The following is a 12,847-nucleotide window of genomic DNA, read 5'->3' as shown; positions in this document are numbered from 1 at the left end:
GACGTCTCCTCTTTCTGAACGTCAGCCCGGTTTCTGCATCGCCACCTCGGCGAGCCGGCGCATCTGTTCGGCCCAAGGTTCCAGACAGGCGCGAGCGGCGGCCATTTCGGGAGCCTTCAGCTTTTCGGGAAAGTCGATGGCGCCCTTCAGCGCCTGTTCGCGGCGCTCGACATTGGCGCTCGCGCGGACGCCCTTGATCAGCTCGATCTGAGAGCTGACCGCCGCGCTGGTGCGCGTGTCGGCGCCCACCAGGCAGGTGCGCTCGGCATTCTCCGCCAGCAACGCCAGTTGCTGGGCGAGCGGGTCGCCGGGGGTGGCCGGCGGGGGCGTCGGATCAGGTTTCGGCGGCAGGTAGAACACCACGAGGGCGATGGCGATCAAGCCGACAACCCCAAGGATCAAATACTTCCGCATGGCCGACCCCCGTTTGCCGGCGACGGCCTATGCGGAAGGAGCCCCCCTTCCAACCCTCATCCGGTCGCACAACAATAGTATGCAATCATAGGGTGCCGCAACGAACTCCTTGGCCACGAAGATCAGCCACTTCGCCAAACCGAGCGACGCCCGGTCCGCGGGCATCGGCGGCCGGACGGTGCGGTAGCCGAGCAGGGTCAGGAGCAGCCAGCAGCGTGGCTGATGGTAGGGACTGGTGCAGACATAGACCGTCGCCACATCGTCGCGCGCCTTCAGGATCGCGTCGCAGCGGCGCACGGACTCCAGGGTGTCGACGGACCTGTCCTCGATCAGGATGCGGTTCTCAGGCACGCCCGCGGCGCGCAGCACCCGCGCCATCACCTCGGCCTCCACGAAGCCTGTCTCACCGAGTCCGCCGGTCGGAACGAAATAGGGCGCGTCCAGCAGCCTGGCGGCGGCCAGGGCGCCCTCCAGCCTGCGCATCAGGCTGCCGCTGGGCTGGCCATCCGCACGGACGGCCGCCCCGAACACGATCAGATAGGCGCTCATCCCGATCGGACCATGGTGCGCCGGCCTAGCCGCCTCCCACCAGGGCCAGCCACTCGTCCTCGGTCATCACCTGGATGCCGAGGTCCGTGGCGGTCTTCAGCTTGGAGCCGGCGCCGGGCCCCGCCACCACCAGGTCGGTCTTCTTGGACACCGAGCCGGAGACCTTGGCCCCCAGGGCCTCGGCCTGGGCCTTGGCCTCGTCGCGGGTCATCTTCTCCAGGGCGCCGGTGAAGACGATGGTCTTGCCGGCCACGGCGGTGTCGGTCTTCGGCCGCTCGGCGGGAATGACCTCCAGCTCATCCCACAGGCTCTGGACCAGGCCGCGATTGTGCGCCTCGGCGAAGAAATCCGCGATCATCCGGGCGGCCACCGGGCCCACGGCGTCCACCGAGGCGATCTCGCGGAAGTCCTCGCCTGGTGCTTCACCGGCAGCGAGGTGCGCGATCTTGGCAATTTCCGCCCAGTCACCGTAGCGCCCGGCTAAGGCGGCTCGAGCCCTTGAGTTTAGCTTTGGGATTGCGAGTTGCAGTCGCTTGTCTAACGAGACATCGTCCGGGACCAGGGGATGACTCGAGCCCCCAAAGTCCAGCACGGCATTGACCGCTGTCGGCCCCAGTCCATCCAATTCCGCAAGCGCGACGTAGTTCGGACCCGCCTTCTGTTGGGATGCCGCCTCTGCGGCCTCGATGAAGCGCACCACGGTCTCGAAATGCCGGGCGAGCGCGATGGAGGTGCTCTCGCCGATATGGCGGATGCCCAGGCCGAAGATGAACCTGTCCAGCGGGATGGCCCGCTTGGCCTCGATGCCGGCCACAAGGTTCCGAACCGAGGTCTCACCATATCCGTCCGTCTCGCGCAGTTCGGCGAGCTTCTCCTCGTCGCGGGCCAGCTTGAAGATGTCGGCCGGCGAGCGGATCCAGCCGCGCTCGTAGAAGGCGGTGAGCTGCTTCTCCCCCAGTCCTTCGATGTCGAAGGCGCGGCGGGACACGAAATGGCGCAGGTGTTCGATGCGCTGGAACGGACAGGCGAACTCCCCGGTGCAGCGGCGCACAACGGTCTCCGCCCCGGAGGCCGTGGTCTCCCGCGCCAGCGGCGTGTGCAACGGGCATGGGCAGTGGGTCGGGAATTCGTAGGGCTCGGGTCCGCGCGGCTCGTCCAGCACGACGCCGACGATCTGCGGGATCACGTCGCCGGCCCGCTGCAGGATCACGGTGTCGCCGACCCGCAGGCCCTTGCGCGCGATCTCGTCGGCGTTGTGCAGGGTTGCGTTGACCACCACCACACCGCCCACCGTCACCGGACGCAGCCGCGCGACGGGCGTGATCGCGCCGGTGCGGCCCACCTGGATGTCGATGGCCTCCAGGATGGTGCGGGCCTGCTCGGCCGGGAACTTGCGTGCGATCGCCCAGCGCGGGGTGCGGGTGACGAAGCCCAGCCGCTGCTGCCAGTCCAGGCGGTCGACCTTGTAGACCACGCCGTCGATGTCGTAGCCCAGCTTCGGACGGGCGGCTTCCATGTCGGCATAGGCGGCCAGCAGGCCCTTGGAGTCGGTGACGCACTGGCTCTCGGGCGTGGTCTGGAAGCCCCAGGCCTTCAGCAGGGCGAGCGCCTCCCACTGGCTCTTGGCGAAGGGCCCGCTGTGGAAGCCCCAGGCATAGGCGAAGAAGCGCAGCGGGCGGGTGGCGGTGATCTTCGGGTCGATCTGGCGCAGGGAGCCCGCCGCGGCGTTGCGGGGATTGGCGTAGGTCTTCTGGCCGGCCGCCTCGTTGGCGGCGTTGAGCCGGGCGAACTCCTCGTGGCCCAGATAGACCTCGCCGCGGACCTCGATGACGTCGGGCCAGCCGGAGCCGGCCAGCTGCTTGGGAATCTCGGAGAGAGTCCGCAGGTTCTCGGTGACGTCCTCCCCCATACGGCCGTCGCCGCGGGTGGCCCCGCGGACCAGGACGCCCTTCTCGTAGCGGATCGAGGCCGACAGCCCGTCGATCTTCGGCTCGGCGGTATAGGCCACCGGTTCATCGGCTGAGAGCCGCAGGAACCGCCGGATACGCGCGTCGAACTCCACCGCATCCTCATTGGAGAAGGCGTTGTCGAGGCTCAACATCGGCACGCCGTGCTCGACCGGCGAGAATTGCTCGTTGCGCGCCGCGCCCACCCGCAGGGACGGGGAGTTCTCGCGGATCAGCTGCGGAAAGGCCGCCTCGAGCTCAAGATTGCGGCGCTTCATCGCGTCGTAGTCGGCGTCGCTGATCGTCGGCGCGTCGTCGCGATGGTAGCGAAGGTCGTGCTCGGCCAGTTCGTCGGCGAGCCGGGTCATCTCCTCGGCCGCTTCGGCCTCGGAGAGTTCGAGCTTCGTCTCAGGCATGCATCAGGGCCCTGGCGGCGGCTCTGGCCGCGTCGGTGATCTGGGCGCCCGCCAGCATGCGGGCGATCTCTTCCTCGCGCTCGGCGGCCGACAGGGTCTCCACCGCCGTGCGCAGCCGCTCGCCGTCGCCGGCCTTGGAGATCCGCCAATGGGCCTCGGCCCGGGCGGCGACCTGCGGCGAATGGGTGACCACCAGCACCTGGGCGGCGGCGGCCAGGCGCTTCAGCCGCAGGCCCACGGCGTCGGCCACCGCGCCACCCACACCCTGGTCCACCTCGTCGAAGATCATCAGCGGTTGGGGCCCCTCGGCCCGGCCGGCCAGGGAGGCCTTGAGCGCCAGGGCGAAACGGGCCAGCTCCCCGCCCGAGGCGATGGCGCCCAGGTCGCCGAACGGCGCGCCGGGATTGGTGGCGATCTCGAAGGCGACCCGATCCTGACCGCCCGGGCCCGCGCGGTCCTCCGCCAGGGTGTCCACCGCGACCCGGAAGCGGGCCTTGTCCAGCTTCAACGGCGCCAGCTCGCCCATGACCGCGGCGGCCAGGCGCTCGCCGGCCGCGCGGCGCGCCTCGGTGAGCTGGCCGGCGGCGTCCAGATAGCTGGCACGCGCGCTGGCCACAGCGGCCTCGGCGGCCTTCAGGTCGTCCTCGGAGGACTCCATGGCTCGCAGCCGCTCGGCGAACCGCACCCGCAGAATGGGCAGCTCCTCGACGCTGACGCTCAGCTTGCGAGCCATGCCGCGCAGCTCGAACAGCCGCTCCTCGGTCTTCTCGAGTTGGTCGGGCCGGAAGTCGAAGGCGCCGGCGGCGGCGTCCACGGCGGCCTCGGCCTCCTGGGCCTCGCCGAACACCCGGTCGATGGCGGCGCTGGCGGCGGCCAGGCGGGTGACCGCGGCGCCCTCCTCCGCGGCCCCGGCCGCGACGGCGCGGGTGCGGGCGTGCTCGACGGCGCGGATCGCCTGGGCGAGCTTGCCGGAGAGGCCGTTGAAGGCTTCGCGGGCGTCGGAAATATCGGAAAGCGCCTTCTCGGAGGCGCCCAGGATCGCGCGCTCCTCGGCCAGCACCGTCTCCTCGCCCGGCTGGGGGTCGAGGCGGTCCAGTTCGGAAAGCCGCAGGGTCAGCTCCTCGCTCTCGGCGGCGGCGCGCCCGACGATCTCGCGCAGCTCGTCGGCGCGGGCCCGCGCGGCGCGCCAGTCGCTCCAGCGGACGGACACGGTGGCGCCCAGCCCGGCCAGGGCCCCATAGGCGTCCAGCAGCGGGCGGTGAGTGCGGGCGTCCAGCAGACCCACGGTCTCGTGCTGGCCATGGACCTCCAGCAGCAGGTCGCCCAGCTCGCGCAGGACGGTGGCGCTGGTGGCCTGGTCATTGACGAAGGCGCGGCTGCGGCCGTCGGCCGAGAGTGTGCGGCGCAGGATCAGGTCCTCGTCGCGGGCGTAGGAGAGCCCCTTCTCCTCCAGCACGTCCCAGATGGGATGGTCGGGCGATGGCGCGAACACGGCCGAGACCGCCGCCTGGGCCGCGCCCTGGCGCACCAGTCCCGCCTCGGCGCGGACGCCCACGGCCAGGCCCAGGGCGTCGAGGATGATCGACTTCCCCGCCCCGGTCTCGCCGGTAAGCGCCGTGAGGCCCGGGCCGATGGACAGGTCCAGGGCCTCGATCAGCACCACGTCGCGGATCCACAGTCCGATCAGCATGTTCGCAAGATCGCCTGGAATCGCGTGGGCCGGAAGCCCGCGCGTTCGCTTTAGGTTCCTATTTGTCCCGGTCGCCCAGGAACGGGATGCGCGAGAGCAGGCCCTTGCGCTTGCGCGGGGCGGCCTTTGGCGCTTCGGCCGCCTCGGCGGGGGCCGTTTCCGTCGCGGCGGGCGCGGCCTCGGCGGCGGGCGCCATGGCCGCCGCGGCGGTCGGCATGGCGGGACCATCGGCGGCCGGCGGCTTCACGGTCGCCTTCTTGTCCTTGACGAACGGCAGGCGCGACATGATCCCGCGGCGCTCGCCGGTGGGCTCGGTGGCCGGGCGCAGGCCCCGGTCGGTGAGCAGCTTGTAGGCGTCGCGGTACCAGGGATCGCCGGGATAGTTGTAGCCCAGGACGGCGCCGTTGCGCTTGGCCTCCTCGGCCAGGCCCAGGGTCAGGTAGGCCTCCACCAGGCGGTACAGGGCCTCTGGCGCGTGGCTGGTGGTCTGGTGGCGGTCGATGACGGTCTTGAAGCGGCCGATGGCGGCCAGGGTGTCGCCTTGGCGCAGATAGTAGCGGCCGACGGTCATTTCCTTGCCGGCCAACTGGTCGTTGACCATGTCGATCTTCAGGCGGGCGTCGGCGGCGTATTCGGTGCGCGGGAACCGCTGGACGATTTCCTGGAGGTTGTTCAGCGCCTGGCCGGTGGCGGCCTGGTCGCGGCCGACGTCGACGATCTGCTCGAAGTAGCAGATGGCCTTCAAATAGTGCGCATAGGCGGCGGCCGGGTTGCCCGGATAGAGCGAGATGAACCGGTCGGCGTCGCCGATCGCCTCGGCGTAGTTGTTGCCCTGGTAGTGGGCGTAGGCGGTCATCAGGATCGCCCGGCGTGACCATTCCGAATAGGGGTGCTGGCGCTCGACCTCGCCGAAATACTGCACGGCCTGGTTCCACAGCCCGCGGTCCAGCCGGTCGGCGCCGGTGGCGTAGAGCAGCTCGACGGGCCGCTCCTCATAGGCGAGGCGGGGCTTCTTCTCCTTGCCGGCGCATCCGGCCAGGGCGAGGACAGCGAAACCGGCGACGAACGCCATGCGAGCCCGGGAATGTCGAAGCAAGGACACCTGCACCTCAAAGAGACCAACGCGCGCCCCCGCGCCGCGAGTCCCCGCTTCTACAGCATGCGATGCGGGGCGCAAATGCGGCGGAGAGCGGCGATGCGGGTCAATGCGCGCGCTCCCAAGCCCAAACCATTAGGTAAGGCGACGCCAGCACCGTCGCGACGCTCAAGGCCACCCACAGGGTGATGCCGGCGCCCACCTGAAACTTCGTCAGGCGCCGCGGCAACGCCTTCCAGGCAATGGCGATCAGCCCGAGGTCGATCAGGACCAAAACGCCGAATATGACCGGCAAGCTTCTGGAGATCATGGCCAGGGGATACGCCAGGACGTGGGGGAACCCGGCCCCGATCCAACCAAGGCCATCCTTCACCACGCTGCAGGTCGTCGATTCTGACGCAACGCACCAGCTCCACCCCCAGAAGCTGGGTTGCAGAGCGAGAAAACTGATCGCCATCGGCAGAAACAGAATCCACCATGAAATCCCAGCCTGACGAGAAGGTCTATTCATCAATTGACCTCGAAACAAAACGAGAACAACTTTGCCCGAGTTCTTCCGTTTCGCAAGCGGAAGCTGCTAAAAAGAGTCGGGAGACCTTGCCCCTAGACCGCTTCGGCGAGGTCCTGCACCAAGGTGCGATAGCGCCAGGCCTGCGGATTGGCCATCAGGGCGCGGACCAGCATGTTGTTCACGCCGTGGCCGGCCAGGACGCCCTCGAAGCGACCCAGGATCGGGGCGCCCAGGACATAGAGGTCGCCGATGGCGTCCAGCGCCTTATGGCGCACGAATTCGTCCGGACGGCGCAGGCCTTCCGGATTCAGGATGCGGTCGCCCTCGATGACGACGGCGTTCTCCATGGAGCCGCCACGGGCCAGGCCGATGCTGCGCAGGTACTCGACCTCGTGCAGGAAGCCGAAGGTGCGGCAGTCGGCCAGTTCGCGACGGAAGGCCAGTTCGTCCATCGCCAGGTCGACGCGCTGGCGGCCGATGGCGGCCGAGGCGAAGGCGATCTCGAAGGCCACTTCGAACCGGTCGGATGGGCTGAGCGTGGCGCGCTTGTCGCCGTCCACATATTCGATGACGTCGAGGATCTCGATATAGCGGCGCGGGGCGTCCTGGCCCCGGCGGCCCGCGCGGTCGAGGACCTGCACGAACGGCAGGGAGGAGCCGTCCATGATCGGCATCTCGGGGCCGTCGAGCTCGACAGTGGCGTTGTCGATGTTCAGCATGACCAGGGCGGCCATCAGGTGCTCGATCGTGGCGACGCTCACCCCGGCGGCGTTCTCGATCACGGTGCCCAGCTGGGTCTTGGTCACGGCCTCACCCGACACCGGCACGCGGTTGTCGCGGTCCAGCACGTCGGTGCGCACGAAGACGATCCCCGAATTGACCGGCGCCGGCCGAACCGAGACGCGGGTATAGGCGCCGGTGTGGACACCGACTCCGGCGAAGATCGCGGGGCCTTGCAGGGTCTGTTGGAACACCGATGCGGGCAAGCTCTTCGCCTTCTCAACGGACGCGCGACCCCGGGGGTGGCCGCATAACGCCCCAGCAGCGGAATAGGCCGGATGCTGCAGCGCGGCAAAACACTTCCTGTTTCGCTATGTTTCGAATTGGGACGGTTAAGAATCCCTTAGGATTCAAGGCGAAAGCGCCGCTCGCTCCGGCGCGCGAGCCCCCTCCGAAACGCGACATGGCCGGGACAGGCCCGGCCATGCGCAGGTTCGAATTGTCGTCCTGGGATCAGTTGGCCAGGCGGCGCAGGAAGGATGGGATCTCCAGGTCTTCCTGGCTTTCCGTCTGGGTTTCCTGGATCGGCTGTTCGGCCGGCAGAGCGCCGCCGCGGCTAGCCGCCGGGCGGGTGGTCTGGGGCGCGGGCGCCGGGGCGTCGTAGCGGGGGCGGCTGCCGAACAGACTGAGGAAGCCCGAGCGCTGCGGCCGGCGATCCTCGAAGGCGGCTTCGCCGAACAGCGGCTCCTCCTCCATCTCCTCGACCGCCGGGTCGACGATCTTGGTCATGGGACGCACGATCTGCGGCTCGGGAGCGGTCGGGGCCGGAGCCGGAGCGGCGGCGTAGAGGTCGCCCTGCTCGTCCTCGTCGTCGAAGGCGGCCTTGACCGGCTCCGGCGCGGGCGTCGGTGTCGGGGCGTAGGCCGTGATCACCTCGGGCCGCGAGGCCGGGGCCGGAGGCACATAGGCCGCGTAGCTCGGCGCGGGGGTCGGGGCGCGCATCACCGGCTCGGGTGTCGGCGCCGGAGCGCGCTGGGTCTCGGCGCGCAACGGCGGGGCGGTCAGCGGCCGGCGCTCGACCTTGGGCTCGATGGCCGCGATGGAGGCGCCGTCCATGCCGGTGGCGACCACCGAGACGCGGATCATGCCGTCCAGCGACGGATCGAAGGCCGCGCCGAAGATGATGTTGGCTTCCGGGTCGACCTGCTCGGAGATGGCGTTGGCCGCCTCGTCGACTTCCAGCAGGGTCATGTCCAGCCCGCCGGTCACATTGACCAGCACGGCCTTGGCGCCCTTCAGGGAGACTTCGTCCAGCAGCGGGTTGGCGATGGCGTTCTGGGCGGCCATCAGGGCGCGATCGTCGCCGGTCGCCTCCCCGGTGCCCATCATCGCCTTGCCCATCTCGGTCATGACCGTGCGCACGTCGGCGAAGTCGAGATTGATCAGGCCCGGCAGCACCATCAGGTCGGTGATGGAGCGCACGCCCGAGTGCAGGACCTGGTCGGCCATGCCGAAGGCCTCGGCGAAGGTGGTCCGCTCGTTGGCGACCCGGAACAGGTTCTGGTTCGGAATGACGATCAGGGTGTCGACATAGCGCTGCAGCTCGCCAATGCCGGCGTCGGCCAGGCGCATGCGGTGGCGGCCTTCGAAGTGGAAGGGCTTGGTGACCACGCCGACGGTCAGGATGCCGCGCTCACGGGCGCACTTGGCGATGATCGGGGCCGCGCCGGTGCCGGTGCCGCCGCCCATGCCCGCGGTGATGAAGATCATGTGGGCGCCGTCGAGGTGCTCGCCGATCTCCGGGATCGACTCCTCGGCCGCGCTCATCCCGACCTCGGGGTGGGCCCCGGCGCCGAGGCCCTGGGTCACCTGCACGCCGAGTTGAATGCGCCGGTCGGTCTTGGAGAAGGAAAGCTGCTGGGCGTCAGTATTGGCGACGACGAATTCGACGCCCTCCAGTCCCGCCTCGATCATGTTGTTGACGGCGTTGCCACCGGCGCCGCCGACGCCGAACACGACGATACGCGGCTTCAGTTCGGTCGCGCGCGGCGCTGAAAGTGCAATAGCCATTGGGACCCTGTGTCTCCGTACCGTGGTCTAGGGAACGCCTGGCGACCCGCCCGCCTGGTTCCCGCGACGGATGGCGTTAAGGAAACGCCCACCATCGTTAATTGGCGGTTAACTGCATAAGGCGAGTCGGACGCGCGTCGACCCGTGTGGATAACAAATTTCTTGCTGCATAAGGCTTACGCGTTAACCACGTCGCCGAAACTGCGACCGGATGACTCAGGCGCTCAGGTCTTGAGCTAACACGCTCAACGAACAGGATTTTAATGCCAACGGCCAAGCTTTGGGTTTCGGCGCGACCGCTTGCGCCCCGGCGCGGTCGACTTGCGACCCGCCCCACGTTCACCTGAAATCCCCAAGATCATCCCCAGGAACGCACAGCGGCGTCCACAAGACATACAGCCGAGCCTAGGCGGCTTGGCGCACCGGAACGGGGGTCGGCTTGGCGAACTCCATGACCCCGTCGGCCACGGTGGCGTATTTCAGGTTCATCAGGTCCAGGGCGTAGTTCTGGTGCAGCTTCCACGGCGCCTTGGAGCCCTGCTTGGGGAACTTCTCCATGGCCCGCTGGACGTAGCCCGACGAGAAGTCCAGCCACGGGACCTCGCCGATGGTCGGGTCGGTGTTGCGCGGCGTGCACTGCGACGCGCCGGTCTTGGTCATGTGGTTGAGCAGCCGGCAGACATACTCGCAGGTCAGGTCGCACTTCAGGGTCCAGGAGGCGTTGGTGTAGCCGAAGGACGAGGCCAGGTTCGGCACGTCGCGGTACATCATTCCCTTGTAGCTCATGGCCTTGGCCGGATCGACGCGATGGCCGTCGACGCTGAGCTCCAGGCCGTTCAGCGCCTTCAGCTCCAGGCCGGTGGCGGTGACGATGACGTCGGCGGCCAGCTCCTGGCCGGACTTCAGCCTGATGCCGGTCTCGGTGAAGGTCTCGATATGGTCGGTGGTCACCGAGGCCGTCCCGGCCTTGATGGCCTCGAACAGGTCGGCGTCCGGCACCAGGCACAGGCGCTGGTCCCAGGGATTGTAGCTGGGGGTGAAGTGCTTATCGACGTCGTAGTCGGGCCCGAGCTGCTGGCGCACCATGTCGATGATGCCGGCCTTCACCTGGGCCGGCTTCTTGCGGGCCATCTGGTAGAAGTACATGCCGAACAGCACGTTGCGCCACCGGACCAGGGCGTAGGCCAGCTTGGCCGGCAGCCACTTGCGCAGGTCGTTGGCCATCTTGTCCTCGGCTGGACGCGAGACGACATAGGTGGGCGAGCGCTGCAGCATGACCACGTGGGCCGCGGTCTTGGCCATTTCCGGCACCAGGGTCACCGCCGTGGCGCCCGAGCCGATCACCACCACCCGCTTGCCGGCGTAGTCGAGGTCCTCCGGCCACTTCTGCGGATGGACCGTGGCGCCTTTGAAGCGTTCGGCGCCCGGGAAGTCCGGCGTATAGCCGTTCTCGTAGTTGTAGTAGCCGCCGCAGAGGAACAGGAAGTTGCAGGTGTAGCGGACGCTCTCCCCGCCCCGCACGGCCTCGACCGTCCAGGTGGAGGTCTCGCTGGACCAGGCCGCCCGCTTCACGTGATGGCCGAAGCGGATGTGCCGGTCGATGCCGTTGTCACGGGCCGTGTCGCGCACATAGCGCAGGATCGAGGGGCCGTCGGCGATGGCCTTGGCCTGCGTCCACGGCTTGAAGGCGTAGCCCAGGGTGTACATATCGCTGTCCGACCGGATGCCCGGATAGCGGAACAGGTCCCAGGTGCCGCCGATGGCCTCGCGGCCTTCGAGGATGGCGTAGGTGCGGCCGGGGCAATTGGCTTGCAGGTGATAGCCCGCGCCGATACCCGAGAGCCCGGCGCCCACGATCACCACGTCGAAATGCTGGTCGGCCATCGGATGTCCCCCGCTTCCTGAACAACGATCAGTTACCGCAATTCGCCGCTGAAACAAGCGTTTCGATGGAAGTGGCGTAACGCGGGTCCATCAGCAACCGCTCTACGGTCGCACACCCCTCCCCAACGTGCTCGTCATCCTCGACCGCGCGGAGCGCGTGTCGGGGATCCATAGGCGCCGGGCTCACGGGCAGATCCGCTGACTCGGAGATCATGGATGGCCGGGACTTGCGCCCGGCCATGACGATCTTAGAGGGGAGCGCCGAAGCGGAGCGCGGGTCTAGAGGTTCTCGCGCAGCCAGGCGGCGGCCTTGGCGACCGGGTTGGCGCCCGGCTCCAGCGGCTCGCGGCGCAGCTTGGCCGAGGCCAGCGCCTTGGCCGAGACCGCTTCGCGTGGGCCGAAGGCGGCGCGCTGCAGGACGCCTGCGGCGGCGCAGAAGGCCGGACCGGAGGCGGCGTCGGCCAGGTGCGGCACCCGGCGCGGGCGTCCCAGGCGCACCGGGCGGTCGAACACCCGGACGGCCACTTCGCGCACCCCGGCCAATTGACTCGCGCCGCCGGTGAGGACCAGGCCCGCGCCCGCCTCGACGGGGGCGCCGGAGGCCTTCAGCCGGTCGCGCAGCAGTTCCAGGGTCTCTTCGACCCGCGGGGCGATGATGCCCTTCAGCAGCGAGCGGGGCGCGATCACGGGACCGGCGCCCGGATCGTCGCCGCGCGGCGGCGCCTCGATCATCTCGCGGTCCTCGTTGGCCGAGGCGATGGCCGAGCCGTGCAGGGTCTTGATCCGCTCGGCGCCGGCCATGGAGGTGGAAAGGCCCCGGGCGATGTCGGCGGTGACGTGGCTGCCGCCCACCGGCAGGGTCTCCACGTGGATCAGGCTGCCGCCGGCGAACACGGCCGCGGAGGTCGAGCCCCCGCCCATGTCGATGCAGACCGCGCCAAGATCCATCTCGTCTTCTTCCAGGGCGGCCAGCGCCGAGGCGAAGGGGGCTGCGACCACGCCCTCGAACTGTAGGTGGGCCCGCTCGACGCAGGCCCCCAGGGTCTGGAACACGGCCTCGCTCACCGAGACGACCAGCAGCTCGACGCCCAGCGCTCGGCCGAACATGGCGCGGGGATCGCGGATCGCGGCCTGGCCGTCCACCGACCAGGCGACCGGCAGGATATGGGCCGCGCGGCGGCCGGGAATCTTGATCTGCGACAGGGCCTGCTGGATGGCGCGCACCAGATCGGCGTCGGAGATCGGGCGGGCGCCGATGGAGACACGGCCCGCAATGCGGTGGCTGGTGAGCTGGCCGCCGGCGGTGGCGACGGTGACGCCCTGCACCTGCACGCCCGCGACGTTCTCGGCCCGCTCGACAGCCTGGGCGATGGCGTCGGACGCTTCGTCCAGATTGACGATCGCCCCGCCGCGCACGCCGCGCGACTGGACATAGCCCACGCCGGCGGCGGTCAGGGTGCGGTCGCCCCGGCGCACGCCCTCGGGCTTCATGATAAAACAGGTGACCTTCGAGGCGCCCAGGTCCACGGCCGCCACCACGGGCTGGCGGCT

General features: G+C 69.2%; 10 protein-coding genes. All 10 read right to left on the bottom strand.

Annotation, left to right across the window (positions count from 1 at the left end):
* Window positions 1-21: 21 nt before the first annotated feature.
* Complete coding sequence (locus V6M51_RS03475; protein ID WP_332764653.1) at window positions 22-414, bottom strand: hypothetical protein; 393 nt, start codon at window positions 412-414, stop codon at window positions 22-24.
* A gap of 27 nt (window positions 415-441) precedes the next feature.
* Entirely contained in the window at window positions 442-963 is a 522-nt protein-coding gene (locus tag V6M51_RS03470; protein WP_332764651.1) for a YdcF family protein, read from the bottom strand.
* 25 nt (window positions 964-988) lie between these two features.
* Window positions 989-3,325, bottom strand: coding sequence for an NAD-dependent DNA ligase LigA (gene ligA, locus V6M51_RS03465; protein WP_332764649.1), 2,337 nt, complete (start codon window positions 3,323-3,325; stop codon window positions 989-991).
* Window positions 3,318-5,015 carry a DNA repair protein RecN gene (gene recN, locus V6M51_RS03460; protein WP_332764647.1) on the bottom strand — a complete coding sequence of 566 codons (1,698 nt, stop codon included), beginning with the start codon at window positions 5,013-5,015 and terminating at the stop codon, window positions 3,318-3,320. Before recN ends, ligA begins: the two co-directional genes overlap by 8 nt.
* 58 nt (window positions 5,016-5,073) lie before the next feature.
* Window positions 5,074-6,087 carry an outer membrane protein assembly factor BamD gene (locus V6M51_RS03455; RefSeq protein ID WP_442957668.1) on the bottom strand — a complete coding sequence of 338 codons (1,014 nt, stop codon included), beginning with the start codon at window positions 6,085-6,087 and terminating at the stop codon, window positions 5,074-5,076.
* A gap of 130 nt (window positions 6,088-6,217) precedes the next feature.
* Window positions 6,218-6,568: a hypothetical protein gene (locus tag V6M51_RS03450; protein ID WP_332764646.1), complete on the bottom strand. Its 351-nt coding sequence runs from the start codon at window positions 6,566-6,568 to the stop codon at window positions 6,218-6,220.
* 146 nt (window positions 6,569-6,714) lie between these two features.
* Window positions 6,715-7,608 (bottom strand): UDP-3-O-acyl-N-acetylglucosamine deacetylase, encoded by an 894-nt coding sequence (gene lpxC, locus V6M51_RS03445; protein ID WP_332764644.1) that lies wholly within the window; start codon window positions 7,606-7,608, stop codon window positions 6,715-6,717.
* Window positions 7,609-7,855: 247 nt separating this feature from the next.
* Window positions 7,856-9,412: a cell division protein FtsZ gene (gene ftsZ / locus V6M51_RS03440; RefSeq protein WP_332764642.1), complete on the bottom strand. Its 1,557-nt coding sequence runs from the start codon at window positions 9,410-9,412 to the stop codon at window positions 7,856-7,858.
* Window positions 9,413-9,817: 405 nt separating this feature from the next.
* Window positions 9,818-11,296 carry a flavin-containing monooxygenase gene (locus V6M51_RS03435; protein WP_332764640.1) on the bottom strand — a complete coding sequence of 493 codons (1,479 nt, stop codon included), beginning with the start codon at window positions 11,294-11,296 and terminating at the stop codon, window positions 9,818-9,820.
* Window positions 11,297-11,575: 279 nt separating this feature from the next.
* Window positions 11,576-12,787 carry a cell division protein FtsA gene (gene ftsA, locus V6M51_RS03430; RefSeq protein WP_371129830.1) on the bottom strand — a complete coding sequence of 404 codons (1,212 nt, stop codon included), beginning with the start codon at window positions 12,785-12,787 and terminating at the stop codon, window positions 11,576-11,578.
* Between the last annotated feature and the right edge of the window lie 60 nt (window positions 12,788-12,847).

It is taken from the genome of Phenylobacterium sp. (assembly GCF_036677185.1).
Classification (GTDB): Bacteria; Pseudomonadota; Alphaproteobacteria; order Caulobacterales; family Caulobacteraceae; genus Phenylobacterium.
The sequence above is the reverse complement of the archived record's forward strand: the minus strand, read 5'-3'. Positions and strand labels throughout refer to the sequence as shown.